We start from the raw sequence: 25,679 nt of genomic DNA, 5'->3' as shown, positions 1-25,679 counted from the left end.
GTACTGCTCCCCTCGTCGTGCCTGCGGTTGCCGCCCATTTCTCGCATTACGCGACAACGGCCAGCAAGCGCGACGTTTTGCGCCGGAGCGCCGGACACGGCACTTTCTGCCGGTCGGAGGCGGTTTGGGCACGAGGGTGCGCCGGGGGGAGAACCACTCGATCCGGTGAGCCCGGACCGGGACGGTCCGGGCGGCTCCGGGCGGGTTCGCGCAGGGGCGGGGGTCAGCCGGCGGTGCCGGCGCCCTCCACCTCGGCGGCCAGCTTGGCGAGCATGGCGTCGTAGATGCGGCAGAGGCCCTTGGGGGCGAAGGTGCGCTCGAAGAAGCCGCCGATGCCGCCGGCGCCGTTCCACCGGGTGGCCACGGTCACCTGCGCACGGCCCTCGCCGGCCGGGGTGACGACCCAGGTGGTGACCATGGAGGAGTTGCGGTCCTTCTCCACCAGCTGGCCGTCGGTGGGCTCGTCGACCTCCAGCAGGCAGTCCCGCACGCGCTTGCTGGTGGCCTGGAGCTTCCAGTGCACGAGCGTGCCCTTGCCGTCGCCGCCCTCGCGCACCTCGTACTCGCTGAAGTGCTCCGTGAGGAGCTTGGGGCGGGTGCCCTGGTAGTCGGCGAGCGCGTCGAAGACGTCGTCGGCGCTCGCCGCGATGGTCCGCTGCGTGGTGGCCTCGACCTGGCCCATTGCTTGTCCTCCCGGACGCTGGAAAATCCGCAGATGCCGTGACTGCCGCACCTGCGTGGGGGTGCGGGCAAAGCCAACCACCATCGTCGCACCGCCCCAAAATCCGGGCGCGCGCCGGGAGCGGGGGGTGGTGCGCGTCAATGGTGCGCGCCGCCCGTCCGCCCCCTCCTGCGCCCGCCGTATCCCGGTCGGTCCCGCACGCCCCGCCGGTGCGGGCGCCGCGCCGTAGCCGGGGTGCGTCAGGTGACGGAGCCGGTCCGTACGCCGTGGGTGCCGCCGCCGCGCCGGCCGGTCAGCCGGGCCAGCGCCTCGACGGCGGCCGGGCGCAGCTGCGGGTGTTCCCGGGCGGCCACGAGGGTGGCCTCGGCGCGCCGGTCGCCCAGCCGGCCCAGGCCCTCGACGCAGGCGCGGGCGACGGGCCAGCAGTGGTCACGGGCCACCAGCAGCCGTTCCAGCGTCGACATCAGCGCCGGGACGGACTCGGGGGCGCGCAGTTCGGCCAGCAGCCGTACGGGGTGGACGGCGTAGGCGGTGCGCACCGGGTTGGTGGCCAGCGCGGCGGCGGCCTTGGCGGTGCGGGGGTCGCGGAGCAGGGCCAGGGCGTGGGCGGCCGTGGCACAGCGGGCGGGTTCGCGGTAGTTGAGGAGGAGGACGAGGGTCTCGAACGCCCTGCGGTCGCCCTTGACGCCGAGGGCGAAGGCGGCGATCTCCCGGGCCCACAGCGGGCGTTCGGGGGCCACCAGGACGCCGGCGAGTTCGTCGCGGGCGGCGCGGCCGTCGGTGCGCACGAGCTTGAGCAGGTGCTCGTAGGCCGAGAACTCGGCCGGGGAGACCAGTTCGGCCCGTACCCGTTTCAGCAGCGCGCGGAATTCCGGATCCATGTCGGCTCTCCTCCCCGAGTGGCCTCCGCCACATCGTAAGTGGGCCCGCAACCACCCTGGCGTTGTGCGCTACCCGTCGGTTAATCTCCGGACAGGAGCGGTCGACCCCGTTCCCCGGGCCGGTGACGCGGCCCGTTCCGCCCGGCTTCACGCCCGGCGCACGACGCAGTCCGCCGGTTCGGCACTCCGTCTTCACGGCACGGCCCCGGGACAGGGCCTGCCGGTCGCACCCCCTGTGCCACCTTCCTCACCGCGGGCGCCTGCTGCCGTCCGCGTCCTCCCTCATGTCGTCGCTCCCCGCCCACGGGGAACATCCTTACGGAGTCACGCGATGGACCGCACCTCCACGACCGAGCCGTCCCTTCTCGGTTCCGCCCCCTCCGCCACGCCGCGCCTGGCGAACGTCGCCGTCGTGGGCCTGGGCACCATGGGCACCGGCATCGCCGAACTGCTCGTCCTCTCCGGCCGTGACGTCGTCGGCATCGACGTCTCCGACGCCGCCGCGTTGCGGGCCGGGGCGGCCCTGGAGGCCGCCACCGCCCGTGCCGTGGAGCGCGGGCTCCTCACCGAGGGCGAGCGCCGGGCGGCGCTGGCCCGGTTCCGCACCTCCCGCGACGTGGCCGCCGCGGCGGAGGCCGACCTGGTGGTCGAGGCGGTGCCGGAGGACCACCGCCTCAAGCAGGAGGTGTTCGCCGCGCTGGACGGGGTCGTGCGGCCCGGCGCGATCCTCGCCACCAGCACCAACGCCCTGTCTGTGACGAAGCTGGCCGCCGACTCCGCCCGGCCCGAGCGGGTGGTGGGGCTGCACTTCTTCAACCCGGCGCCGGTGATGAAGCTGGTCGAGGTGGTCTCCTCGGTGATCACCGCGCCGGAGGCGGTGGCCGCGGTGACCGCGCTGGCGCGGGAACTGGGCAAGGAGCCGGTGGCCGTGGGCGACCGGCCCGGTTTCGTGGCCGACGGGCTGCTGCTGGGCTACCTCAACCAGGCGGCGGCGATGTACGAGTCGCGGTACGCCACGCGCGAGGACATCGACGCGGCGATGCGGCTGGGCTGCGGGCTGCCGATGGGCCCGCTGGCCCTGCTCGACCTGATCGGCATCGACACGGCGCGCACGGTCCTGGAGGCGCTGTACGCGTGGTCGGGCGACCGGCTGCACGCGCCGGCGCCGGTGCTGGGCCAGCTGGCGGCCGCCGGCCTCACGGGCCGCAAGGCGGGCCGGGGCTTCTACACGTACGACGGGCCCGGCTCGCGCACCGTGGTGGCGGACGCGCTCACCCCGCGCCCGGTCGCGGAGGCCGGCCCGGGCCGCGAGGTGCGGTCGGTGGGGGTGGTGGGCTCGGGGACGATGGCGAGCGGTATAGCCGAGGTGTTCGCCAAGGCCGGGCACCCGGTGGTGCTGGTGGCCCGGTCCGCGGAGAAGGCCACGGCGGCCAGGGACCGCATCGCCGCGTCGCTGGCCCGCTCGGTGGAGAAGGGCCGGCTGACGGCGGCGCAGCGGGAGGCGGCGCTCGCCGCGGTCACCACGGCGGCCACGCTGGACGCGCTGGCGGACGCGGACCTGGTGGTGGAGGCGGTCGCGGAGGACCTGGCGGTCAAGCGGGAGCTGTTCGCCGGGCTCGACCGGGTCTGCCGGCCGGGCGCGGTGCTGGCCACCACCACCTCGTCGCTGCCCGTGATCGCCTGCGCGCGGGCCACCTCGCGCCCGCAGGACGTGGTGGGCATGCACTTCTTCAACCCGGCGCCGGCGATGAAGCTGGTGGAGGTGGTGCGCACGGTGCTCACGGCCGAGGACGCGCTCACCACCGTCCGGGCGGTGTGCGGCCGGATCGGCAAGCACGCGGTGGACTGCGGCGACCGGGCCGGGTTCATCGTCAACGCGCTGCTGTTCCCCTACCTCAACAACGCGGTGCGGCTGGTGGAGGAGCACTACGCGTCGCCGGACGTCGTGGACACGGCGATGCGGCTCGGCGGCGGCTACCCGATGGGCCCCTTCGAGCTGCTGGACGTGGTGGGCCTGGACATCTCGCTCACCATCCAGAGCGTGCTGCACCGGGAGTTCCGCGACCCGGGCCTGGCCCCGTCGCCGCTGCTCGAACAGCTGGTCGCCGCGGGCCGGCTGGGGCGCAAGACCGGGCGCGGCTTCCGCGAGCATGCGCGCACCTGACCGGGACCCCGGCTGGGGCGGTCTGCTGGAGCCCTCCGGGAGTCCGCCCCGGCACCGGCACACGGGCGCGTGTTACGTTCCCCACATGTCCCAGCCCGCCAAGTCCGCCCGCGCGCCGCGCGGGGCCGCCCCCGAGTCCGGGAAAGCCGAGGCCGAGGAACCCGCCGTCCGGCCGGGCCGGCGCACCGGCAAGGCCGCCGGCGAGCCCGCCGGCGCCCGCCGCGCCGCGGCCCAGCGGCTCACCATGCGCCGCAAACTCGCCGCCGCGGCGATGGAGTTGTTCGCGACCAAGGGCTACGAGGCCACCACCGTCGACGAGATCGCGGCGGCGGCCGGGGTGGCCCGCCGGACCTTCTTCCGTCACTTCCGTTCCAAGGAAGAGGCCATCTTCCCCGACCACGACGACACGCTGGTCCGTGCGGCGGCCGTGCTGGAGGCCGCGCCGCCGCACGAGAACCCGCTGGACACCGTGTGCCGGGGGATCAAGGAGGTCATGCGGATGTACGCGGCCTCCCCCGCCGTCTCCGTGGAGCGCTACCGCCTCACCCGTGAGGTGCCGACGCTGCGCGAGCGCGAGATCGCCTCCGTGGCCCGCTACGAGCGGCTGTTCACCCGCTACCTGCTGGGCCACTTCGACGAGTCCACCTCCCACCACGACGACGACCCGCTGCTGGCGGAGGTGGCGGCCTCGGCCGTGGTCACCGCGCACAACCACGTCCTGCGGCGCTGGCTGCGCGGCGGCGGCAAGGGCGATGTGGAGACCCAGCTCGACCACGCCTTCGCCATCGTCCGGGAGACCTTCGGCACCGGCATCGGCGCGGGACGCGCCACCACGGCGGAGGAGGAGCCCGCGGCCACGGCGCGGGCCGAGGGCGGCGTGCTGGTGACGGTCGCGCGGACGGACGCGCCGCTGGGCGAGGTCATGCGCGCGATCGAGAAGGCGCTCGGCACCGTCTCCTAGAATCCACCCCGCATTTCAGGACACAACCGCACAAACATCTCAGGCCGCCCGGCGCCGGGCGGCCTTTGTGTTGCTCATCCGTGCCGCCCGCATGACAAGTGAGAGAAATTCTTGGCACGCAGTGTCTTGTCGGCTGGCACGCGGTGCCATACCTTGAAGGCGTCCGGGCGGCCGGCGCGCAGACCCGACCGTCGTGCGCCGGCTGTCCCCGCAAGTCCCCCGTCACCTGGGCGACTTGTGCGCCCGGACCCCGCCTGCGTCACCAGGCTCGCACCGCGCCACCCGAGCACGGTCCCGTACCCGCACCACCCGCCGAACCGACGGCACCACCCGCAGCAGACGCACCACCCCCGACGTTCCCTCAAGCCCGTTCCCTCGACGAGCTTCGCCGGAGGCCATCCGTGAACCACATACTCGACGCGATCCTCGCGTCCGACACCCGCGCCGAGGACTTCGCCGCGCTCCCCCTCCCCGAGTCCTACCGCGCGGTGACCGTGCACAAGGACGAGGCCGGGATGTTCGAAGGGCTCACCACCCGCGAGAAGGACCCGCGCAAGTCGCTGCACGTGGACGAGGTCCCCGTGCCCGAACTCGGCCCCGGCGAGGCGCTCGTGGCCGTCATGGCCAGCTCCGTGAACTACAACTCGGTGTGGACCTCCATCTTCGAGCCGCTGTCCACCTTCGGGTTCCTGGAGCGCTACGGCCGCACCAGCGAGCTGGCCAAGCGGCACGACCTGCCGTACCACGTCATCGGCTCCGACCTCGCGGGCGTCGTCCTGCGCACCGGCCCCGGCGTCAACGCCTGGAAGCCCGGCGACGAGGTCGTCGCGCACTGCCTGTCCGTCGAGCTGGAGTCGAGCGACGGCCACAACGACACCATGCTCGACCCCGAGCAGCGCATCTGGGGCTTCGAGACCAACTTCGGCGGACTCGCCGAGATCGCCCTGGTCAAGTCCAACCAGCTGATGCCCAAGCCCGCCCACCTCAGCTGGGAGGAGGCCGCCGCCCCCGGCCTGGTCAACTCCACCGCCTACCGGCAGCTGGTCTCCCGCAACGGCGCCGGCATGAAGCAGGGCGACAACGTCCTCATCTGGGGCGCGAGCGGCGGCCTCGGCTCGTACGCCACCCAGTTCGCGCTGGCCGGCGGCGCCAACCCCGTTTGCGTCGTCTCCAGCGAGCAGAAGGCGGACATCTGCCGCTCCATGGGCGCCGAGGCGATCATCGACCGCAAGGCCGAGGACTACCGGTTCTGGAAGGACGAGCGGACCCAGGACCCCAAGGAGTGGAAGCGCTTCGGCAAGCGCATCCGCGAGCTCACCGGCGGCGAGGACATCGACATCGTCTTCGAGCACCCCGGCCGCGAGACCTTCGGCGCCTCGGTCTACGTCACCCGCAAGGGCGGCACCATCACCACCTGCGCCTCGACCTCCGGCTACCTGCACGAGTACGACAACCGGTACCTGTGGATGTCGCTGAAGCGCATCATCGGCTCGCACTTCGCCAACTACCGCGAGGCGTGGGAGGCCAACCGCCTCATCGCCAAGGGGAAGATCCACCCCACCCTGTCGAAGACCTACCGCCTGGACGAGACCGGCCAGGCCGCCCACGACGTCCACCGCAACGTCCACCAGGGCAAGGTCGGGGTGCTGTGCCTGGCGCCCGAGGAGGGCATGGGCGTGCGCGACGAGGAGATGCGCGCCCGGCACATCGACGCGATCAACCGCTTCCGGAATGTGTGACCACCGATGACCGAGCGTATGACCGAGCGTCACAAGGACCGTCCGTGGCTGATGCGGACGTACGCCGGGCACTCCACCGCCGAGGCGTCCAACGAGCTCTACCGGCGCAACCTGGCCAAGGGCCAGACCGGCCTGTCCGTCGCCTTCGACCTGCCCACGCAGACCGGCTACGACCCCGACCACGTCCTCGCCCGGGGCGAGGTCGGCCGGGTCGGGGTGCCCGTCGCCCACCTGGGCGACATGCGGCGGCTGTTCCAGGACATCCCCCTGGAGCGCATGAACACCTCGATGACCATCAACGCCACCGCCATGTGGCTGCTGGCCCTCTACCAGGTGGTCGCCGAGGAGCAGGGCGCCGACGTCGCGCAGCTCCAGGGGACGACGCAGAACGACATCGTCAAGGAGTACCTCTCGCGCGGGACGCACGTCTTCCCGCCGGGCCCCTCGCTGCGGCTGACCACCGACATGATCAGCTACACGGTCAGCCACATCCCCAAGTGGAACCCGATCAACATCTGCAGCTACCACCTCCAGGAGGCGGGCGCCACGCCCGTGCAGGAGGTGTCGTACGCGATGTCCACCGCCATCGCCGTGCTGGACGCGGTGCGGGACTCGGGACAGGTGCCGCCGGAGCGGTTCGGCGACGTCGTCGGGCGGATCTCCTTCTTCGTCAACGCCGGCGTCCGGTTCATCGAGGAAATGTGCAAGATGCGGGCGTTCGGCCGCATCTGGGACCACATCACCCGGGAGCGGTACGGCATCACCGACCCCCGGCAGCGCCGGTTCCGCTACGGCGTCCAGGTCAACTCGCTGGGCCTCACCGAGGCCCAGCCGGAGAACAACGTCCAGCGCATCGTCCTGGAGATGCTGGCCGTCACCCTCTCCAAGGACGCCCGCGCCCGCGCCGTGCAGCTGCCCGCCTGGAACGAGGCCCTCGGCCTGCCCCGCCCCTGGGACCAGCAGTGGTCGCTGCGCATCCAGCAGGTCCTCGCCCACGAGAGCGACCTGCTGGAGTACGACGACATCTTCGAGGGCTCGACCGTGATCGAGGCCAAGGTCTCGAAGCTCGTCGAGGAGTCCCTGGCCGAGATCGAACGGATCGGGGCGATGGGCGGCGCCATGGCGGCCGTCGAGTCCGGCTACCTCAAGGCCCAGCTCGTCGCCTCGCACGCCGAGCGGCGGGCCCGCATCGAGTCCGGCGAGGAGAAGATCGTCGGCGTCAACTGCTTCGAGACCACCGAACCCAACCCGCTCACCGCCGACCTGGACACCGCCATCATGACGGTCGACCCGGCCGGCGAGGCAGCCGTCGTCGCCGCCCTGCACCGCTGGCGCGACAACCGCGACGAGGGCCGGGCCCAGGAGGCCCTGAGCGAGCTCAAGCGGGCCGCGGCCGGCACCGCCAACCTCATGCCCGCCACCCTGGAGTGCGTCCGCGCCGGGGTGACCACCGGCGAGTGGTCCTGGGCCCTGCGCGACGTCTTCGGCGAGTTCCGCGCCCCCACCGGCGTGGGCGGCGCCCCCGTCGCCGTGGCCGCCGAGGCCGGCAGCCCGCTGGCCGCCGTACGCGAGAAGGTGCACCGCACCGCCGAGGAGCTCGGCGGCGGCCGGCTGCGCCTCCTGGTGGGCAAGCCCGGCCTCGACGGCCACTCCAACGGCGCCGAGCAGATCGCCGTACGGGCCCGCGACGCCGGCTTCGAGGTGGTCTACCAGGGCATCCGGCTCACCCCGGAACAGATCGTGGCGGCGGCCGTCGCCGAGGACGTGCACTGCGTGGGCCTGTCCATCCTCTCCGGCTCGCACGCCGAGCTGGTGCCCGACGTGCTGGCCCGGCTCCGGGCCGCCGGCGCCACCGACATGCCGGTGATCGTCGGCGGCATCATCCCCGCCGCCGACGCGGACGCGCTGCGCGCGGCCGGCGTCGCCGCGGTCTTCACCCCGAAGGACTTCGGCATCACGGAGATCATCGGCCGTATCGTCGACGAGATCCGGAAAGCGAACAAGCTCGACCCCCTGGAGGTCCCCGCATGACCGCCGTGAACCGGCTGCGCCCCCGCCGCTCCTGCCTCGCCGTCCCCGGCAGCAACCCCCGTTTCCTGGAGAAGGCCCAGGGCCTCCCCGCCGACCAGGTCTTCCTCGACCTGGAGGACGCCTGCGCCCCGCTGGCGAAGGAGGGCGCCCGGCACACCATCGTCGACGCGCTCAACAACGGCGACTGGACCGGCAAGACCCGCGTGGTGCGCGTCAACGACTGGACCACGCACTGGACCTACCGCGACGTGATCACCGTCGTCGAGGGCGCCGGGCCCAACCTGGACTGCATCATGCTGCCCAAGGTGCAGGACGCCCAGCAGGTCGTCGCCCTGGACCTGCTGCTCACGCAGATCGAGAAGACCATGGGCTTCGAGGTCGGCCGCATCGGCATCGAGGCGCAGATCGAGAACGCCAAGGGCCTGGTGAACGTCGACGCGATCGCCGCCGCCTCGCCCCGGCTGGAGACCATCATCTTCGGCCCGGCGGACTTCATGGCCTCCATCAACATGAAGACCCTCGTGGTCGGCGAGCAGCCGCCCGGCTACCCGGCGGACGCCTACCACTACATCCTCATGCGCATCCTGATGGCCGCCCGCGCCCACGACCTCCAGGCCATCGACGGCCCCTACCTCCAGATCAAGAACGTCGACGGCTACCGGGAGGTGGCCGGCCGGGCCGCCGCCCTGGGCTTCGACGGCAAGTGGGTGCTGCACCCGGGCCAGGTCGAGGCGGCCAACGAGGTCTTCTCGCCCTCCCAGGAGGACTACGACCGCGCCGAGCTGATCCTGGACGCGTACGAGTACCACACCTCCGAGGCCGGCGGGAAGAAGGGCTCGGCCATGCTCGGCGACGAGATGATCGACGAGGCGAGCCGGAAGATGGCGCTGGTCGTCGCCGGCAAGGGCCGGGCCGCCGGGATGAGCCGCACGTCCAAGTTCGAGATCCCGGAGGCGTGAGCGCGATGCAGTTCGGCCGGACCTACGAAGAGTTCACCGTCGGCGACACGTACAAGCACTGGCCCGGGAAGACGGTCACCGAATACGACGACCACCTCTTCTGCCTGCTGACCATGAACCACCACCCGCTGCACATGGACAGCAATTACGCCGAGAAGACCACCGATTTCGGACGCAATGTCGTGGTCGGGAACTATGTCTACTCGCTGCTCCTGGGCATGTCGGTGCCGGACGTCTCCGGCAAGGCCATCGCCAACCTGGAGATCGAGTCGCTGCGGCACGTGGCGCCGACCTTCCACGGCGACACCCTGTACGGCGAGACGACCGTGCTGGACAAGACGCCGTCGAAGTCGAAGAGCGACCGCGGCATCGTGCACGTGGAGACCCGCGGCTACAAGCAGGACGGCACGCTGGTCTGCGTCTTCCGGCGCAAGGTGATGGTGCCCACGGCCGAGTACGTGGAGAAGCGCGGCGGGGAGCAGCCCGGCCGCCCGGAGCTCGTGAACGGGGAGAAGTGAGCATGGGCCGTCTGGCGCAGACCGACGGGCTGACGGACGTCCAGCAGGAGATCCTCTCCACCGTCCGTGAGTTCGTCGACAAGGAGATCATTCCGGTCGCCACCGAGCTGGAGCACCGGGACGAGTACCCGACGAGGATCGTCGAGGGGCTCAAGGAGCTCGGCGTCTTCGGCCTGATGATCCCCGAGGAGTACGGGGGCCTGGGCGAGTCGCTGCTCACCTACGCGCTGTGCGTGGAGGAGATCGCCCGCGGCTGGATGAGTGTGTCCGGCATCATCAACACGCACTTCATCGTCGCCTACATGCTCAAGCAGCACGGCACGCAGGAGCAGCGCGAGTACTTCCTGCCGCGGATGGCCACCGGCGAGGTGCGCGGCGCGTTCTCGATGTCGGAGCCGGGGCTGGGCTCGGATGTGTCGGCCATCACGTCGAAGGGCGTCCGGGACGGCGACGCGTACGTCCTGACCGGCCAGAAGATGTGGCTGACCAACGGCGGCTCGTCGACGCTCGTCGCGGTGCTCTGCCGGACCGACGAGGGCCACCCCGAGGGCACCGCCCCGCACAAGTCGATGACCACCTTCCTCGTGGAGAAGGAGCCCGGGTTCGGGCAGGTCGAGCCGGGCCTGACCATACCCGGCAAGATCGAGAAGATGGGCTACAAGGGGGTCGACACCACCGAGCTGATCATGGACGGGCTGCGGGTGCCGGCGGACCGGGTGCTCGGCGGCGTCACGGGCCGCGGTTTTTACCAGATGATGGACGGCGTCGAGGTCGGCCGGGTCAACGTCGCGGCGCGTGGTTGTGGCGTGGCGCAGCGTGCGTTCGAGCTGGGTGTGGCGTACGCGCAGCAGCGGCAGACCTTCGGCAAGCCGATCGCCCAGCACCAGGCGATCCAGTTCAAACTGGCCGAAATGGCCACGAAGGTCGAGGCCGCCCATGCGATGATGGTGAACGCGGCCCGGAAGAAGGACTCGGGCCGGCGCAACGACCTCGAAGCAGGCATGGCCAAATACCTGGCCTCCGAGTACTGCAAGGAGGTCGTGGAGGACGCCTTCCGCATCCACGGCGGCTACGGCTTCTCCAAGGAGTACGAGATCGAGCGGCTCTACCGGGAGGCGCCCATGCTCCTCATCGGTGAAGGTACGGCCGAGATCCAGAAAATGATCATTGGCCGCCGGTTGCTCGAGGAGTACCGGATCCAAGGCTGAACCGGGGGGCGAACGCCCGGAACGGCCGGAAATGGCGGTATTGGTTCCGAGAAGAAGATCACACGGCGCCGCCGGCGGCACGCGCCGTTCGGCCAACGCCCGGCGCCGGCGCTTAGCCAGTTGCCACCCGCAACCGATAGCATCCCGGGAAAGCCGCCGTCCCCCGATCGTTACGCGGCACCCTCCGCTACGAAGGTCACCCATGCCCCACAGCTCTTCCTCTGCACCACGCGACAGCCTCCTCGGTGTACGCCTCGCGCGCGGAGCATCGCCGTGGCTCCTTCCCACCGTCGCCACGGCGGCGGTCAGCCTCACCAAGGCCCGCCGCTCCGGCCGCTGGGCGGCGCTCGCCGTGCCCGCCACCGCGCTCGCGGCGGGCATGCTGTGGTTCTTCCGCGATCCCGAGCGGGAGATCGCCCAGGGCCGGGTCATCTCGCCCGCCGACGGCGTGGTGCAGAGCATCATGCCGTGGAAGGACGGCCGCACCCGCGTCGCGATCTTCATGAGCCCGCTCAACGTCCATGTCAACCGCGCTCCGATGGCCGGCACGGTGACCTCGGTCGAGCACGTGCCCGGCGGGTTCGTCCCGGCGTTCAACAAGGAGAGCGAGAACAACGAGCGCGTCGTCTGGCACTTCGACACCGAGCTCGGTGACATCGAAATGGTCCAGATCGCCGGCGCCGTGGCCCGCCGCATCGTGCCGTACATCACAGAGAGCGGCACGAAGGTCGAGCAGGGCGACCGAATCGGCCTGATCCGCTTCGGCTCGCGCGTCGACGTCTACCTCCCCGAGGGCGTCGAGGTCGCGGTCGAGGTCGGCCAGCCCACCACCGCGGGGGTGACGCGCCTTGACCGTGATTGATCCCGACACCCAGGCCGCGTGGGTGCCCGAGGCGGCGGACGCCGACTACGCCGACGGAACCGAGGACATGCCGCTGTCCACCCGGCTGTCGATAGCGGACACCCTCACCCTGGGCAACGCCATCTGCGGCTTCATGGCCGTGTACTTCACCACCACCGGCGTCCTCATCCCGCACCTCACGGGGAACGAGGACGGCGGCATGGCCCGGCACAGCGCGGCCACGGCCGTGATACTGATGCTGCTCGCCTCGGTCTTCGACCTCTTCGACGGCCTCGTGGCCCGCAAGCTGCGGGCCTCGGCGATGGGCGCGGAGCTGGACAACCTCTCCGACCTGATCAGCTTCGGTCTGGCCCCGGCCTACTTCGTGGTCGTCTGGGGCATGGTCGCCGACGACGCCCACCAGCGGGTGTCGGCGGTCGCGGCCATCGTCGTGCTGCTGGCGGTCGTCCTGCGGCTGGCCCGGTTCTCCTGCGTCCCCATGCGGGACGGCATCTTCCAGGGCATGCCCAGCCCCTTCGGGGCGCTGACGGTGGTCTCCATCGTGCTGCTGGAGCTGCCGTTCGTGCCGACGCTGCTCGCGATCATGGGTGTGGCGTGGCTGATGGTGAGCCGCGTCGAGTACCCCAAGCCGCGCGGGCCGCTGGCCGTGGCGATGCTCAGCTGGATCGTGCTCAGCATGGGCCTGCTGGCCGCCTGGGCCTTCGACGCCCCGGGCGGCGAGCTGCTGCTCCAGACCGGCTGCGCGCTGCAGCTGGTGCTGGGCGCGGTGATCCCGCTCTTCGCGACGGCCCGCCGCGTGAACACGTTCCGCGACAACCGCCGCGAGGCGCGGGAGGCGGCGCAGCTTCCGTAGGAAGCCGGACCGAGTGACAAAGGTGTGGGGCCCCGGGCGATCGCCCGGGGCCCCACACCTTTTGTCGCGATGCCGTCGCCGTCACCGCACCCAGTCCGCGGCGACGCGCGCCGCCACCTGCTCCAGGAGCGGCCCCGCGTGGGCCATGCAGCGCTCCGGGTCCGGCTCCAGCTCCGTCAGGGCGTACGCCCGCTCCAGGCCCACCTCCGTGAGCGCCTCGTCCGGCAGCGCGAGGCGGCCGCACACGGCCACCACCCGCGCACCGTGCGCGCGGGCCGCCCGGGCCACGCCCGCCACGGCCTTGCCGTGCAGGGTCTGCTCGTCCAGCGAGCCCTCGCCCGTGACCACGAGGTCCGCGCCACGTACCGCCCGCTCGAAGCCCAGGACGTCCAGCATCACCTCGATGCCGGGCCGGAACTCCGCGCCGAGCGCGGCGAGCGCGCCGTAGCCCACGCCGCCGGCCGCCCCGGCCCCGGGCTCCTGCGCCCGTGCGCCGCCGTCCAGCACCTGTGCGTAGAGGGCCAGGGCCGCGTCCAGCGCGGCGACGTCGGCCGGGCTCGCGCCCTTCTGCGGGCCGTAGACGGCGGCGGCGCCGCGCGGGCCGGTGAGGGGGTTGTCCACGTCGCTCGCGAGGACCACGCGGGTGTGCGCCAGCCGCTCGTCGAGGCCGGAGAGGTCGGCCTCGACCACGGCGGCCAGCGCGCCGCCGCCGGGGCCCACGGGCCGCCCGGCGGCGTCCAGGAAGCGCGCGCCGAGCGCGGTGAGCATGCCGGCCCCACCGTCGGTCGTGGCGCTGCCGCCCACGCCCAGGACGATCGTGCGGGCGCCCGCGTCCAGCGCGGCGCGCAGCAGCTCGCCCGTGCCGTACGTCGTGGTCTCGCGCGGCGCCAGCACGCCGAGCGGCAGCCGGCGCAGGCCCGACGCCTCGGCCATCTCCACGACGGCCGTGCCGTCGTCGCCCAGCGCGTACGACGCGCCGACCGGGGCGCCGAGCGGGCCCGTCACCGTCACGGGGCACCGGGTGAAGCCCGCCGCGACGGCGGCGTCGACCGTGCCGTCCCCGCCGTCGGCCACGGGCAGGGCCGTGACCGTGGCCGCCGGGGCGGCCCGCAGCAGCCCGGTCGCGACCCGGTCGGCGACCTCGACCGCCGTGAGCGAGCCCTTGAACTTGTCCGTCGCGATCAGTACGCGTGTCACTTCCGCCACCGCTCGTCCCCTCGCTTCCGCCGGGCCGCATCCGTCGGGTCGCTTCCGCCGGGCGCGGCGACCCTACCCGGGGGACTGTGGCGCTGCCCATGGCGCGTGGCGGCGTGCCAGCCCGGCCAACCGGGCTTTCCCGGCCATAGTGGGGCGTCATGAGCAGCGAGATCAACGGCGGGCCCGTGCCGCCCGGCGCCGAGGAGCCGCCGGACCGCCCGGTCGTCGTCATCGGCGGGCTCGCCGTCCTGGCGGTGGTGTGCTGGGCGGCGCTGGGCAAGCACTCGTTCGACGGCGTCACGCGCACCGCCCTCCAGTGGGTGCTGTCCAACTTCGCGTGGCTCTTCGTGACCGGCGCCGACGTCTTCCTCGTCCTGTGCGTGGTCATCGCCCTCAGCCGGTTCGGCGGCATCCGGCTGGGCGCGGACGACTCCCGGCCCGAGTTCGGCAACCTCGCGTGGATCGCGATGATGTTCAGCGCCGGCATGGGCATCGGCCTGATGTTCTACGGCGTCGGGGAGCCGCTCCAGCACTTCGCCGCCCCGCCGCCGGGCACCGGCGTGCCCGCGAACTCGCCCGCGGCGGCCCGGACGGCGCTGGAGTACTCGTTCTTCCACTGGACGCTGCACCCGTGGGCGATCTACGGCATGGCCGGCCTGGCACTGGCCTACGCCGGCTTCCGCAAGGGCCGCGACAACCGGCTGAGCTCGGCGTTCGTCCCGCTGCTGGGCGAGGAGCGGGCGGCGGGCTGGCCGGGCCGCGCCATCGACCTGCTCGCGGTCTTCGCCACCGTCTTCGGCACCGCCACCAGCCTGGGGCTGGGCGCCCTCCAGGTCTCCAAGGGGCTGAACATCACCCTCGGCGTCCACGACTCCCGGGCCCTCCAGCTGGTCGTCATCGCCTCGCTGTCGGCCGCCTTCGTCCTCTCGGCCTTCTCCGGGCTGCACAAGGGCGTGAAATGGCTGAGCACCCTCAACATCGTGCTGGCCGCCTGCCTGATGGTGTTCGTGTTCGTGCTCGGCCCGACCGTCTTCGTCCTCAACACGGTGCCCGCGGCCGTCGGCGGCTACCTGCACGACCTGCTCACCATGGCCACCCGCACCGGCGCCTTCACCGACCCGTCCTGGCTGGGGGCGTGGACGGTCTTCTACTGGGCGTGGTGGCTGTCGTGGGCGCCCTTCGTCGGCACGTTCATCGCGCGCATCTCCCACGGCCGGACGATCCGCGAGTTCCTGGTCGGGGTGCTGCTGGTGCCCAGCGGGGCGACGGTGGTGTGGTTCTGCGTGATGGGCGGCAGCGCGCTGCGGCTGGACCTGACGGGCGCGGCCGACATGGCCGGCACGGTCCAGCAGGGCGCGGAGGCGTCGCTGTTCGCGCTGCTGGACACCCTGCCGCTGGCCACGCTCGCCTCGTGGATCGCGATGGCGCTGGTCATGACGTACTTCATCACCAGCGCCGACTCCGCGTCCCTGGTGATGGGCTCGCTCTCCAGCCGCGGCGCGCTGCACCCGCGCACCTGGCTGGTGGTGGTGTGGGGCGTGCTGATGGCGGCGGTGGCGGCCGTGCTGCTGGTGGCGGGCGGGCTCCAGTCGCTCCAGTCGGCGACGATCCTGGTGGCGCTGCCGTTCGTACTGGTGATGCTCGCGCTGTGCTGGTCGCTGCTGTCCGAGCTGCGCGAGGACCCGGGCGCCGGCATGGCCCGGCACCACGCCCTGCACGGGCTGCGGGACGCGCTGCGGACGATGGTCGGCGAGGCCGTCACCGAGCAGGGGCCGGTGCGCCACCCCCGGCTGCGGCGGGTGGCGGAGAGCGCACGCGAGCGCGAGGGCGAGGGTGGGGACGAGGCCGGGCGCGGTTGACCTTGCCCCTGGGGGCAGGGTTTAGCCTCCGTCCCGTACGGAGGTGCGCACATGAGGATCGGCGAGGTCGCACGGCGGGCCGGGGTGTCGGTCAAGGCCGTGCGCTACTACGAGTCGCTGGGGCTGGTCGCGCCCCGGCGGCTGCCCAACGGCTACCGCGACTACGGCGACCACGACGTGCGGCTCGTACGGGAGGTCGGGGCGCTGGTCCGGCTGGGCATACCCGCCGAGCGCACGCGCCCGTTCGTGGAGTGCCTGTCCGCCGGGCGGGACCACGCGGACGACTGCCCGGCTTCGCTGGCCGGCTACCGGGCGGCCATCGACGACCTCACGCGGCGCATCGAGGAACTGACCGCACGCCGGGCCACGCTGGCCGCGCATCTGCGCACGGCGGCGTACCGGGGCGGCGGCGGGACGGAAACGGACGAGGACGAGGACGGGATGGCGGAGACCACTTACACGACGTTGCCCGCGGGGCTGCCCGTGCCGGAGGACGACGGCGCGGCGGACCACCTGCCGGGCCGGGCGATGCCGGCACTGACGCTGACGGCCACGTCCGGGGAGGAGGTGGCGCTGGATGCGCTGGGCCCCGGCCGGACGGTGCTCTACCTCTACCCCTTGTCCGGGCGGCCGGACACCGACCTGCCGGAGGGCTGGAACGCGATTCCGGGGGCGCGCGGATGCACGCCGGAGGCGTGCGGCTTCCGCGACCACCACCAGGAGCTGACGGCGGCGGGCGCGACGGCGGTCTACGGCCTGTCGTCGCAGGACACCGCGTACCAGCGGGAGTTCGCCGGGCGGCTGCGGCTGCCGTTTGCGGTGCTGTCCGACCCGGGGCTGGAGCTGGCCGCGGCGCTGGACCTGCCGACGTTCGAGGCGGGCGGGGCGCGGTTGTTCCGGCGGATGACGCTGATCGTGCGGGACGGGGTGATCGAGCACGTCTTCCACCCGGTCTTCCCGCCGGACGAGCACGCGGGGCAGGTGCTGGGCTGGCTGCGCGAGCACTGAGCCTTTCGAGAAAGCCCTTTCAGAAGAGCAGGTCCTCGGTCACCGGGGCGGTGCCGCGCTCGAAGTCCAGCAGGCGGCGCTTGCGGTCGAGCCCGCCGCCGTAGCCGGTGAGCGAGCCGGACGAGCCGATCACGCGGTGGCAGGGGACGATGATGCTGACGGGGTTCTTGCCGTTGGCCAGGCCGACGGCGCGGGAGGCGGTGGGGGCGCCGATGCGTTCGGCGAGCTGCCCGTAGGTCAGCGTGACCCCGTACGGGATCTCCAGGAGGGCGTCCCACACGCGGCGCTGGAACGGCGTGCCGTCCAGCCGCAGGGGGACGTCGAACACGGTGAGATCGCCGGCGAAGTAGGCGTCGAGCTGCCGGAGGGCCTCGGCGAAGGGGGCGTCGTCCCGGTCGCCGAACCGCTCCTGGGGTGGGCGGTGGCGCTGGTTCTCCATGTAGAGGCCGGAGAGCGTGCCGTCGGTGGCCACCAGGGTCAGCGGGCCGTAGGGGCTGTCGGCGACGGTGTGGACGCGCTCGTGGTCGGTGTGCATGGGTCAAGCATGCGGCCTGCACCGCACCACGACTGGCGGTTTTCGGACATCACGACTGTCGCAGCGATCAGGGACGGATCCGTCAATGTCGGTTGACAGTCGCCTCGCGTGTCAACCACCATTGACAACATGGCCGGAACAGAAGCGGATGCGAAGGAGGCGGCCGGCACCGCCGAGGCCGCCCTGCACGCGGATCCCCGCGTGGGACTACGGGCCGTCGCCGCGCTGCGGCGGCTGGTCGAGCACCTGGAGGCCCTCCAGGTCGACCGGGCCCGGCGGCTCGGCTGGTCCTGGGAGGAGATCGGCGGCGCTCTCGGCGTCAGCCGGCAGGCCGTCCACAAGAAGCACGCCAGGAGGGGTTGAGGCATGTTCGAACGTTTCACGAAGGACGCGCGGACCGTGGTCGTGTGCGCGCAGGAGGAGGCCCGCGCGCTCGGCCACGGCCGCATCGACCCGGGGCACCTGCTCCTCGGTATCGCCGCGCAGGAGCAGGCGCCGGGCGCGGCCACGCTCGCCCGGTTCGGCGCCACGGCCGAAGCGCTGCGCGGCGCCGTGGCGGCGTCGAAGTCGCCGGCCGGGCCCTTCGACGAGGAGGACGCCGAGGTGCTGCGCACCCTCGGGATCGACCTGACGGCCGTGCGGGACCGGGCGGAGCAGGTCTTCGGGCCGGGCGCCCTCGACGCGCCGCCGCCGGCCGCCGCTCCGGAGGAGCAGGGCGGCGGGGGGCTGCTGCGCGGCCGCAAGGGCGGTACGCCGCACATCCCGTTCGACCGGGCCGCCCGGAAGGCGCTGGAGCAGTCGCTGCGGGCGGCGGTGGAGCGCAAGGACCGGGCGATCGGGACCGAGCACGTGCTGCTGGGCATCCTGGACGCGCGGGACGGCGCCGCGGCGGACGTGCTCGGCCGGCTGGGCACCGACCCGGAGACCGTACGGGCGGCACTGCTGACGGACCTGGCGGCGGCCGCGTAGGCCCTGCCTAGCGCTTGCGGAGGCTGCGCCAGACCGCCCGGGCCGCGTGGTGGCCGGACATGCCGTGCACCCCGGGCCCGGGCGGGGTCGCCGAGGAGCAGAGGAAGACGGCGGGGTGGGCGGTGGCGTAGGGGACGCGGGCGAGCTTGGGCCGGATCAGCAGCCGGAGCCCGGCCACCGAGCCGATGGCGATGTCGCCGCCGGTGTAGTTGGCGTTGCGGGCGGCGAGGGCGGGCGGGCCGGCGGTGGCGCGGGCCAGCACGAGGTCGCGGAAACCGGGCGCGAACCGTTCGATCTGGCGCTCGATCACGTCGGTGGCGTCGCCCTGCCAGCCGTTGGGCACGTGCCCGTACACCCAGAAGGTGTGCTTGCCGGCGGGGGCCCGGGTGGGGTCGGCGACGGTGGGCTGGGCGGTGATGAGGAACGGCACGGAGGGGTCGTCGCCGTGGACGGCGGCGTGCAGCGCCGCGGAGATCTCCCCGTAGGTGGGGCCGATGTGCACCGTGCCGGCCCGGCACGCAGGCTGGGCGGTCCACGGGACGGGCCCGTCCAGCGCGTAGTCGATCTTGAAGACGGCGGGGCCGTCCCGGAAGTGCGGGTAGGCGTTGCCGAGTCCGGCGATGCGGGCCAGGGCCCTGGGCGAGGTGTCGAAGAGGAAGGCGCGCGCGGGCGGCAGGTCGTCGAGGTGCTTCACCTCGAAGCCGGTGTGGATGGTGCCGCCGAGCTCGCGCAGGTACGAGGCGAGGGCGTCGGCGATGGCCTGGGAGCCGCCGCGCGGCACGGGCCAGCCGCACTCGTGCGCGGCGAGGGCGAACATCAGGGCCATGCCGCCGGTGCCGATGCCGGTCAGCGGGGCGATGCCGTGCGCGGAGAGCCCGGCGAGCAGGCCGCGGGCCTTCTCGTCGCGGAAGCGGGTGCGGGCCAGGACGGCGGCGGGCTGGGCGGCGACGAGGCCGAAGCGCGCGTAGGTGACGGGGTCGCGCGGCAGGCCGTCCCACTGGGTGCGCAGGAAGTCGGCGGCCAGGGTGTCCCAGCGGCCGCGGAAGGGCGCGACGAGCCGCCGGTAGGCACCGGCGTCGCGGGCGCCGAACGAGGCGGCGGTCTCCCCCACGGACCGGGCCAGCACCGCGGCGGTGCCGTCCGGGAAGGGGTGGGCCATCGGCAGCTCGGGGTGCACCCACTCCAGGCCGTGCCGGTCCAGCGGCATCGCGGTGAAGGCGGGCGACCGCACGCCGAGGGGGTGGACGGCGGAGCAGGGGTCGTGCCGGAAGCCCGGCAGGGTGAGCTCCTCGGTGCGGGCGCCGCCACCGACGGCGTCCGCGGCCTCGAAGACCTCGACGGAGAGACCACGGCGGGCCAGCTCCACGGCGGCGGTCAGTCCGTTGGGACCGGCGCCTACGACGACGGCGTCGAGCATGGTGGCCACCGCTGGGCTCCCCTCGTGTCCTGTCCGCCCGCCGGATCAGCCGGCGGACGCCAGCAGGCCCAGGATATGACGGAGGGTCGGCTCGTCCCGCGCGGCACTGAAGGGCAGGGCGTTGCCCCCCGTGACGCGGAACGGCTCACCCGCCACCGTGCCGCTGACGCCGCCGGCCTCGGCGACGAGCAGCAGCCCGGCTGCATGATCCCAAGGGTTCTCCCAGGAGAATGCGAGCCCGTCCAGCGACCCCTGCGCCACATGCAGATACTCCAGCCCCGCGGACCCGCAGGGACGGACCGCCACGCCCTCGGTGTCCAGGGCACCCAGCACGCGCTTCTGCTCGTCGGTGGTGAAGTCGTAGTGCGATATGGCCACGCGCAGCTCGGCCCCGGGCTCGGGCGAGCCGCTCCGCAGCGCCACCCCGTTCAGCTCCGCTCCCCCGCCGCGCCGTGCGACGGCCATCAGGTCGAGGGCGGGCGCGTACGTCCAGGAGGCGAGCAGCTCGCCGCGGTGGGCGAGGCAGACGAGCGTGGCGAAGCCGGGGTCGCCGTGCACGAACTGCCGCGTGCCGTCGACGGGGTCGACGATCCACACGGGATCGCCGTCCGCGAGCGCGTCGAGCCCCCGGGGATCGGCGTGCACGGCCTCCTCGCCGACGACGACCGAGCCCGGCAGCAGCGTGGTCAGCGAGGCCGTGAGGTGCTCCTCGGCCAGCCGGTCGGCCACCGTCACGAGGTCGTGCGGCCCGTTCTTCTGCACGATCTCGTGCGCGGCGAGCTGCCGGAACCGCGGCAGGATCTCCACGGCAGCGGCCTTCCGCACCGCCTCCTCCACCCCGGCGGCCCCGCCGCTCAGAAAATCATCGAGCACATGCGCCATGCGAACCATGCAGCCATCGAACCACGCCCCACCGACATCCGGTGCACGGGTACTGGCCTCGGTTTGTACGGAGGGTGAAGGGCGGGGTGGGGACGGCGCGGCCCGCGGACCGGACGGGGTTACGGTTGATCCGACCGCTCGGTCGGACGATGTCGACGAAGGTGGAGGAAGCGCCGTGTACCACGGTGAGTACAAGGTGCCCGGCGGCAAGCTGGTGGTGGTCGACCTGGAGGTCGCCGACGGGCTGCTGCGGAACGTGCGCGTGGCCGGGGACTTCTTCCTGGAACCCGACGAGGCGCTCACCGCCATCGACCGCGCCCTGGAGGGCGCCCCCGCCGACACGCCGGCGCCCGGGCTCACGGCCCGGATCGAGGCGGCGCTGCCGCCGGGCACCGTGATGTACGGGCTGACCAGCGAGGCCGTGGCCGTCACGGTCCGCCGGGCGCTGGCGAACGCCACCGACTGGCACGCGTACGACTGGCAGCTCATCCACGACGGGCCGCAGTCGCCCGCCCTGCACATGGCTCTCGACGAGGTGCTCACCACCGAGGTCGCCGCCGGGCGGCGGCCGCCGACGCTGCGCGTGTGGGAGTGGGGCTCCCCCGCCGTGGTGATCGGCAGCTTCCAGTCGCTGCGGAACGAGGTCGACCCCGAGGGCGCGGCCCGCCACGGCATGACCGTGGTGCGCCGCATCTCCGGAGGGGGCGCCATGTTCATCGAACCAGGCTCGACCATCACGTACTCGCTGTGCGTGCCCAGTGCGCTCGTGGAGGGGCTGTCCTTCGCCGACAGCTACGCCTACCTCGACGACTGGGTGCTGGCAGCCCTCGGCGACATGGGCATCAAGGCCTGGTACCAGCCGCTCAACGACATCGCCACCGAGGCCGGCAAGATCGCCGGGGCCGCGCAGAAGCGCGTGGTGAGCGGCGACGGCGCCGTGCTCCACCACGTGACGATGGCCTACGACATCGACGCGGACAAGATGCTCGACGTGCTGCGCATCGGCCGCGAGAAGCTGTCCGACAAGGGCACGAAGAGCGCCAAGAAGCGCGTCGACCCGCTCCGCCGCCAGACCGGCCTGCCCCGGGCCGAGGTCATCGACCGGATGATCGGCACCTTCCGCGACCGCTACGGCCTCACGGAAGGCACCGTCACCCCCGAGGAACGCGCCCGCGCCGAGGAACTGGCCGCCACCAAGTTCAGCTCCCCGGAGTGGACGGCCCGCGTGCCCTAGCCGTCCCCGGCCAGTGCCGGGATGACCTCGGCGCCGTAGGCGTCGATCGTCTCCTCCCTGCGGTCGTGCATCGCGTACACCGCGAACTGGTCGACGCCCAGGGCGCGGAGTTCGCGGAGGCGGGCGATGTGGGTGGGGGCGGGGCCCAGGAGGCAGAAGCGGTCGACGATGTCGTCGGGGACGAAGTCCGCCGAGGGGTTGCCGGCGCGGCCGTGGTGACTGTAGTCGTAGCCCTCCCGTTGCTCGATGTACGTGGTCAGGGCCTCGGGGACGAGGGAGCCGTCCGTGCCGTAGCGGGCGACCAGGTCGGCGACGTGGTTGCCCACCATGCCGCCGAACCAGCGGCACTGGGCGCGGGCGTGGGCCAGGTCGTCGCCGACGTAGGCCGGGGCGGCCACGCAGACCGTGACCGCGGCGGGGTCGCGGCCGGCGTCCGCCGCGGCGGTGCGGACCGCGTCGGCCATCCAGCGGGTCAGGAAGGGGTCGGCGAGCTGGATGATGACGCCGTCGGCCTCCCGGCCCGCCAGGGCCAGCGCCTTGGGGCCGTACGCCGCCATCCACACCGGCAGGGCGCCGTCCCGGACCCAGGGGATGCGGACCGGGGTGCCGCCGCCCGGGTCGGCCTCGCGGCCCTCGGCCAGGTCGCGGATGACGCGCATGGCACGGCCCAGCTCCGCCAGCGTGGCCGGTCTGCGGCCCGCGACGCGCATCGCCGAGTCGCCCCGGCCGATGCCGCACACCGTGCGGTTGCCGTACATGTCGTTGAGGGTGGCGAAGGTCGAGGCCGTGACCTCGGGCGTGCGGGTCGAGGGGTTGGTGACCATGGGGCCGACGATCAGCCGCTCCGTGTGCTCCAGGATGCGGCTGTGGATGACGAACGGCTCCTGCCACAGCACGGCGGAGTCGAAGGTCCAGCCGTAGCGGAAGCCGCACGCCTCGGCACGGCGCATCAGCTCCACCACGGCGGAGGCGGGCGGGTCGGTCTGCAGGACGAGGCCGAAGTCCACGGTGTCGTGCTCCTCACAAGTACTGACAGGTCGAGCGGGCGATGTGACGGCCGTGGCCGGCGCGCCCGGTGAAGGTGCCGCGGTCGAGGACGACCTCGCCCCGGCTCAGCACCGTCTCCACGCGCCCCGTGATCTCCATGCCCTCGTACACCGAGTGGTCGACGTTCATGTGGTGGGTGGCGGCGGACAGCGTCTGCCGGGCGTGCGGGTCGTAGACGACGATGTCGGCGTCGGAGCCCGGGGCGATGGTGCCCTTGCGCGGGGCCAGCCCGAACATCCGGGCCGGGGCCGCGCAGGCGAGCTCGATCCACCGGCGGCGCGATATCCGCCCCTCGACGACCGCCTGGTGGAGCAGGTCCATGCGGTGCTCGACGCCGGGCAGCCCGTTGGGGATCCTGGAGAAGTCGCCGCGGCCCAGCTCCTTCTGGCCCGCGAAGCAGAACGGGCAGTGGTCGGTGGAGACCACCTGGAGGTCGTCCGTGCGCAGCGCCCGCCACAGCGCCGTCTGGTGCTCGCGCGGCCGCAGCGGCGTGGAGCAGACGTACTTGGCGCCCTCGAAGCCGGGCCCGTCGAGCCGGCCCACGTCGAGGAACAGGTACTGCGGGCAGGTCTCGCCGAACACCGGCAGCCCCAGGTCCCGGGCGGCGGCCAGCTCGGCCACGGCCTCCTGCGCCGAGACGTGCACCACGTACAGCGGGCTGCCCGCCACCCGGGCGAGCGCGATCGCCCGGTGCGTGGCCTCGGCCTCCAGCAGGGCGCGGCGCACCTCGCCGTGGTACCGGGGTGCCGTACGGCCGGCGGCCAGGGCCTGTTCGACGAGGACGTCGATGGCGATGCCGTTCTCGGCGTGCATCATGACGAGCCCGCCGTTGCCGGCGGCCCGCTGCATGGCCCGCAGGATCTGGCCGTCGTCGCTGTAGAAGACCCCCGGGTACGCCATGAACAGCTTGAAGCTGGTGCATCCTTCGGAGACGAGAAGATCCATCTCCTTCAGCGTGGACGCGTTCACGTCGGAGAGGATCATATGGAAGGCGTAGTCGATCGCGCACTGGCCGTCCGCCTTGGCGTGCCACGCGTCCAGCCCCTCGCGCAGCGCCCCGCCGCGCGGCTGCACCGCGAAGTCGACGACCGTGGTCGTACCGCCCCAGGCCGCGGCGACCGTGCCGGTGGCGAAGGTGTCGGAGGACGCGGTGCCGCCGAAGGGCAGCTCGAAGTGGGTGTGCGCGTCGACGCCACCGGGGACGACGTACTTGCCGGTGGCGTCGATGACGCGGTCGGCCGTCCAGGCCGCGGCCGCCGAGCTGTCCGGCGCGGCCAGCGCCGCCACCGTGCCGTCCTCGACGAGGACGTCGGCGGGGATCTCGTCGGCGGCGGTGACGAGGAGACCGCCGCGGACCACCGTTCTGCTCATGGCCGCTCCAGGGTGTCGAGGTCCTGCTGGCTGCGGCGCAGCGCCTGTTCGAGGACGGCCGCGCCCTGTTCGGCCTCGGCGACGGTGAGCGTCAGCGGCGGGGCGATGCGCAGGACGTTGCCCTCCCGGCCGCCGCGGCCGACGAGCAGGCCGCCCTCGCGGCAGTGTTCGAGGGCGGCCGCGGCGGCCCGCCCGGACGGGGTGCCGTCGCGCTCGGCGAGCTCGATGCCGAGCATCAGGCCCCGGCCGCGCACCTCGCGCACCACGGGCAGCCCGGCGGCGATGGCGCGGAGCCGCTCGGCGAGGAGGCCGCCGACGCGCCGGGCGTTGCCCTGGAGGTCGTGCTCCAGCAGGTAGGTGAGGTTGGCGAGGGCGGCGGCCGTGGTGACGGGGCTGCCGCCGAAGGTGGAGACGGAGTGTGCGTCGAGGCTGTTCATCACCTCGGCGCGGCCGACGACGCCGCCGACGGCCATGCCGTTGCCCAGCCCCTTGGCGAAGGTGACCAGGTCGGGCGGGCCGTTCTCCGCGTGGGCCTGCCAGCCCCAGAAGTGGTCGCCGGTGCGGCCCCAGCCCGTCTGCACCTCGTCGCTGATCCACAGGATGCCGTGCCGGTCGAGGACCTCGCGGAACGCGGCGTACAGCCCGTCGGGCGGCGCCGTGAACCCGCCGACGCCCTGCACCGGCTCGGCGATGAGCGCGGCGACCGTGCCGTGTGCCTGCCCGAGGACGTCCTCCAGGTCGGCCACGCACGCAGCGGTGAACTCGGCGTCGGACAGGTGTGCGTACGGGCCGCGGGTGCGGACGCCGCCGTGCACGTACAGCGTCTGGAGCGGCGAGAGGGCCGTAGGCGACCAGGCGCTGTTGCCCGTCACCGCGATCGAGGAGAAGGAGCGGCCGTGGTAGCTGTTGCGCATGGCCAGCACCTGGTGGGAGCGCCGGTGGGCGGTGGCGAGCAGCAGGGCCGTGTCGTTGGCCTCGGTGCCGGAGGTGGTGAAGAAGACGCGCGGGTCGGGGATGCGGGAGAGGGCGGCGATGCGCTCGGCCAGCTCGACCATGTGCCGGTCGAGGTAGAAGGTGGAGGTGTGCAGGATGCGCCCGGCCTGCTCGCCGACCGCCTTGGTGACCTCGGGCAGGGCGTGGGCGGTCATGGTGGTCAGGACGCCGCCGTAGAAGTCCAGGTAGCGGCGGCCGTGGGCGTCCCACACGTGGCGGCCCTCGCCGTGGGTGAGCTCCAGCGGCTCGCGGTAGTAGAGCCCGAGCCAGTCGGGCATGACGGCCCGGTGGCGGGCGTGCAGGGAGGCG

The 25,679-nt window shown here is 73.0% G+C and carries 23 protein-coding genes; 14 read left to right on the top strand and 9 right to left on the bottom strand.

Going from position 1 to position 25,679, the window contains the following annotated elements; translation table 11 throughout:
* Nucleotides 1–223: 223 nt before the first annotated feature.
* Nucleotides 224–682: an SRPBCC family protein gene (locus tag IE305_RS01950; protein WP_190127582.1), complete on the bottom strand. Its 459-nt coding sequence runs from the start codon at nucleotides 680–682 to the stop codon at nucleotides 224–226.
* A gap of 239 nt (nucleotides 683–921) precedes the next feature.
* The gene (locus IE305_RS01945) at nucleotides 922–1,563 is read right to left on the bottom strand and encodes a HEAT repeat domain-containing protein (RefSeq protein ID WP_190127581.1); all 642 of its coding nucleotides are present in this window, start codon (nucleotides 1,561–1,563) and stop codon (nucleotides 922–924) included.
* A gap of 331 nt (nucleotides 1,564–1,894) precedes the next feature.
* On the opposite strand from IE305_RS01945, the gene IE305_RS01940 reads away from it, so the two are divergent.
* From IE305_RS01940 to pssA, 9 genes are all read left to right on the top strand, one after another.
* Nucleotides 1,895–3,727, top strand: a complete 1,833-nt coding sequence (locus IE305_RS01940; RefSeq protein WP_190127580.1) for a 3-hydroxyacyl-CoA dehydrogenase family protein — start codon at nucleotides 1,895–1,897, stop codon at nucleotides 3,725–3,727.
* An 85-nt stretch (nucleotides 3,728–3,812) separates the two neighbouring features.
* Nucleotides 3,813–4,688, top strand: a complete 876-nt coding sequence (locus IE305_RS01935) for a TetR family transcriptional regulator (RefSeq protein WP_190127579.1) — start codon at nucleotides 3,813–3,815, stop codon at nucleotides 4,686–4,688.
* 401 nt (nucleotides 4,689–5,089) lie between these two features.
* Nucleotides 5,090–6,427 (top strand): crotonyl-CoA carboxylase/reductase, encoded by a 1,338-nt coding sequence (ccrA, locus tag IE305_RS01930; RefSeq protein ID WP_190127578.1) that lies wholly within the window; start codon nucleotides 5,090–5,092, stop codon nucleotides 6,425–6,427.
* 18 nt (nucleotides 6,428–6,445) lie between these two features.
* Entirely contained in the window at nucleotides 6,446–8,458 is a 2,013-nt protein-coding gene (locus IE305_RS01925; RefSeq protein WP_190128165.1) for an ethylmalonyl-CoA mutase, read from the top strand.
* Nucleotides 8,455–9,417: an HpcH/HpaI aldolase/citrate lyase family protein gene (locus IE305_RS01920; protein ID WP_190127577.1), complete on the top strand. Its 963-nt coding sequence runs from the start codon at nucleotides 8,455–8,457 to the stop codon at nucleotides 9,415–9,417. The genes IE305_RS01925 and IE305_RS01920 overlap by 4 nt, the downstream gene beginning before the upstream one ends.
* 5 nt (nucleotides 9,418–9,422) lie before the next feature.
* Nucleotides 9,423–9,935 carry a MaoC family dehydratase gene (locus tag IE305_RS01915; RefSeq protein WP_190128164.1) on the top strand — a complete coding sequence of 171 codons (513 nt, stop codon included), beginning with the start codon at nucleotides 9,423–9,425 and terminating at the stop codon, nucleotides 9,933–9,935.
* Nucleotides 9,936–9,937: 2 nt separating this feature from the next.
* Nucleotides 9,938–11,143, top strand: a complete 1,206-nt coding sequence (locus IE305_RS01910) for an acyl-CoA dehydrogenase family protein (RefSeq protein ID WP_190127576.1) — start codon at nucleotides 9,938–9,940, stop codon at nucleotides 11,141–11,143.
* Between the two features lie 202 nt (nucleotides 11,144–11,345).
* Nucleotides 11,346–12,005: a phosphatidylserine decarboxylase gene (locus tag IE305_RS01905; protein ID WP_190127575.1), complete on the top strand. Its 660-nt coding sequence runs from the start codon at nucleotides 11,346–11,348 to the stop codon at nucleotides 12,003–12,005.
* Nucleotides 11,992–12,858, top strand: a complete 867-nt coding sequence (gene pssA / locus IE305_RS01900) for a CDP-diacylglycerol--serine O-phosphatidyltransferase (protein ID WP_190127574.1) — start codon at nucleotides 11,992–11,994, stop codon at nucleotides 12,856–12,858. Before IE305_RS01905 ends, pssA begins: the two co-directional genes overlap by 14 nt.
* An 81-nt stretch (nucleotides 12,859–12,939) precedes the next feature.
* On the opposite strand, the gene IE305_RS01895 is transcribed toward pssA, so the two are convergent.
* Nucleotides 12,940–14,064, bottom strand: a complete 1,125-nt coding sequence (locus IE305_RS01895) for a glycerate kinase (RefSeq protein ID WP_190127573.1) — start codon at nucleotides 14,062–14,064, stop codon at nucleotides 12,940–12,942.
* A 149-nt stretch (nucleotides 14,065–14,213) separates the two neighbouring features.
* Between IE305_RS01895 and IE305_RS01890 the strand changes: the two genes are divergently transcribed.
* Entirely contained in the window at nucleotides 14,214–15,914 is a 1,701-nt protein-coding gene (locus tag IE305_RS01890; RefSeq protein ID WP_190127572.1) for a BCCT family transporter, read from the top strand.
* A 51-nt stretch (nucleotides 15,915–15,965) separates the two neighbouring features.
* Nucleotides 15,966–16,922 (top strand): redoxin family protein, encoded by a 957-nt coding sequence (locus IE305_RS01885; RefSeq protein WP_190127571.1) that lies wholly within the window; start codon nucleotides 15,966–15,968, stop codon nucleotides 16,920–16,922.
* Nucleotides 16,923–16,941: 19 nt separating this feature from the next.
* On the opposite strand, the gene IE305_RS01880 is transcribed toward IE305_RS01885, so the two are convergent.
* On the bottom strand, nucleotides 16,942–17,457 hold the full coding sequence (locus IE305_RS01880) for a methylated-DNA--[protein]-cysteine S-methyltransferase (RefSeq protein ID WP_190127570.1): 516 nt from the start codon (nucleotides 17,455–17,457) through the stop codon (nucleotides 16,942–16,944).
* A 129-nt stretch (nucleotides 17,458–17,586) separates the two neighbouring features.
* On the opposite strand from IE305_RS01880, the gene IE305_RS01875 reads away from it, so the two are divergent.
* Entirely contained in the window at nucleotides 17,587–17,820 is a 234-nt protein-coding gene (locus IE305_RS01875; RefSeq protein ID WP_229890422.1) for a hypothetical protein, read from the top strand.
* Nucleotides 17,821–17,823: 3 nt separating this feature from the next.
* Nucleotides 17,824–18,426, top strand: coding sequence for a Clp protease N-terminal domain-containing protein (locus IE305_RS01870; RefSeq protein WP_190127569.1), 603 nt, complete (start codon nucleotides 17,824–17,826; stop codon nucleotides 18,424–18,426).
* A 7-nt stretch (nucleotides 18,427–18,433) separates the two neighbouring features.
* On the opposite strand, the gene IE305_RS01865 is transcribed toward IE305_RS01870, so the two are convergent.
* Nucleotides 18,434–19,852 (bottom strand): phytoene desaturase family protein, encoded by a 1,419-nt coding sequence (locus IE305_RS01865; RefSeq protein ID WP_190127568.1) that lies wholly within the window; start codon nucleotides 19,850–19,852, stop codon nucleotides 18,434–18,436.
* Between the two features lie 36 nt (nucleotides 19,853–19,888).
* Nucleotides 19,889–20,716 carry an inositol monophosphatase family protein gene (locus IE305_RS01860; RefSeq protein WP_373311516.1) on the bottom strand — a complete coding sequence of 276 codons (828 nt, stop codon included), beginning with the start codon at nucleotides 20,714–20,716 and terminating at the stop codon, nucleotides 19,889–19,891.
* 184 nt (nucleotides 20,717–20,900) lie between these two features.
* Between IE305_RS01860 and lplAB the strand changes: the two genes are divergently transcribed.
* The gene (gene lplAB / locus IE305_RS01855) at nucleotides 20,901–21,959 is read left to right on the top strand and encodes a lipoate-protein ligase LplAB (protein WP_229890420.1); all 1,059 of its coding nucleotides are present in this window, start codon (nucleotides 20,901–20,903) and stop codon (nucleotides 21,957–21,959) included.
* Here lplAB and IE305_RS01850 read toward each other — a convergent pair.
* Genes IE305_RS01850 through IE305_RS01840 form a run of 3 tightly spaced genes read right to left on the bottom strand, consistent with a single transcriptional unit; the run spans nucleotide 21,956 to nucleotide 25,648 of the window.
* A complete protein-coding gene (locus IE305_RS01850) occupies nucleotides 21,956–22,966 on the bottom strand; it encodes a TIGR03842 family LLM class F420-dependent oxidoreductase (RefSeq protein WP_190127565.1) in 1,011 nt (336 codons plus the stop codon). The genes lplAB and IE305_RS01850 overlap by 4 nt on opposite strands.
* 13 nt (nucleotides 22,967–22,979) lie before the next feature.
* Nucleotides 22,980–24,377, bottom strand: a complete 1,398-nt coding sequence (gene hydA, locus IE305_RS01845) for a dihydropyrimidinase (protein ID WP_190127564.1) — start codon at nucleotides 24,375–24,377, stop codon at nucleotides 22,980–22,982.
* On the bottom strand, nucleotides 24,374–25,648 hold the full coding sequence (locus IE305_RS01840; RefSeq protein WP_190128162.1) for an aspartate aminotransferase family protein: 1,275 nt from the start codon (nucleotides 25,646–25,648) through the stop codon (nucleotides 24,374–24,376). The genes hydA and IE305_RS01840 overlap by 4 nt, the downstream gene beginning before the upstream one ends.
* Nucleotides 25,649–25,679 lie beyond the last annotated feature (31 nt).

This window comes from Streptomyces mashuensis (assembly GCF_014654785.1).
GTDB classification, from domain to species: Bacteria; Actinomycetota; Actinomycetes; order Streptomycetales; family Streptomycetaceae; genus Streptomyces; species Streptomyces mashuensis.
The sequence above is the reverse complement of the archived record's forward strand: the minus strand, read 5'-3'. Positions and strand labels throughout refer to the sequence as shown.

Excerpts from the sequence above, each read along its gene's own strand:
- hydA (WP_190127564.1), bottom strand. The coding sequence starts at position 24,377 with ATGAGCAGAACGGTGGTCCGCGGCGGTCTCCTCGTCACCGCCGCCGAC.
- IE305_RS01870 (WP_190127569.1), top strand. The coding sequence starts at position 17,824 with ATGTTCGAACGTTTCACGAAGGACGCGCGGACCGTGGTCGTGTGCGCG.
- IE305_RS01945 (WP_190127581.1), bottom strand. The coding sequence starts at position 1,563 with ATGGATCCGGAATTCCGCGCGCTGCTGAAACGGGTACGGGCCGAACTG.
- IE305_RS01920 (WP_190127577.1), top strand. The coding sequence starts at position 8,455 with ATGACCGCCGTGAACCGGCTGCGCCCCCGCCGCTCCTGCCTCGCCGTC.
- IE305_RS01925 (WP_190128165.1), top strand. The coding sequence starts at position 6,446 with ATGACCGAGCGTCACAAGGACCGTCCGTGGCTGATGCGGACGTACGCC.
- IE305_RS01915 (WP_190128164.1), top strand. The coding sequence starts at position 9,423 with ATGCAGTTCGGCCGGACCTACGAAGAGTTCACCGTCGGCGACACGTAC.
- IE305_RS01940 (WP_190127580.1), top strand. The coding sequence starts at position 1,895 with ATGGACCGCACCTCCACGACCGAGCCGTCCCTTCTCGGTTCCGCCCCC.
- IE305_RS01890 (WP_190127572.1), top strand. The coding sequence starts at position 14,214 with ATGAGCAGCGAGATCAACGGCGGGCCCGTGCCGCCCGGCGCCGAGGAG.
- IE305_RS01885 (WP_190127571.1), top strand. The coding sequence starts at position 15,966 with ATGAGGATCGGCGAGGTCGCACGGCGGGCCGGGGTGTCGGTCAAGGCC.
- IE305_RS01875 (WP_229890422.1), top strand. The coding sequence starts at position 17,587 with ATGGCCGGAACAGAAGCGGATGCGAAGGAGGCGGCCGGCACCGCCGAG.
- IE305_RS01950 (WP_190127582.1), bottom strand. The coding sequence starts at position 682 with ATGGGCCAGGTCGAGGCCACCACGCAGCGGACCATCGCGGCGAGCGCC.
- IE305_RS01910 (WP_190127576.1), top strand. The coding sequence starts at position 9,938 with ATGGGCCGTCTGGCGCAGACCGACGGGCTGACGGACGTCCAGCAGGAG.
- IE305_RS01935 (WP_190127579.1), top strand. The coding sequence starts at position 3,813 with ATGTCCCAGCCCGCCAAGTCCGCCCGCGCGCCGCGCGGGGCCGCCCCC.
- IE305_RS01905 (WP_190127575.1), top strand. The coding sequence starts at position 11,346 with ATGCCCCACAGCTCTTCCTCTGCACCACGCGACAGCCTCCTCGGTGTA.
- IE305_RS01880 (WP_190127570.1), bottom strand. The coding sequence starts at position 17,457 with ATGCACACCGACCACGAGCGCGTCCACACCGTCGCCGACAGCCCCTAC.
- IE305_RS01840 (WP_190128162.1), bottom strand. The coding sequence starts at position 25,648 with ATGCCCGACTGGCTCGGGCTCTACTACCGCGAGCCGCTGGAGCTCACC.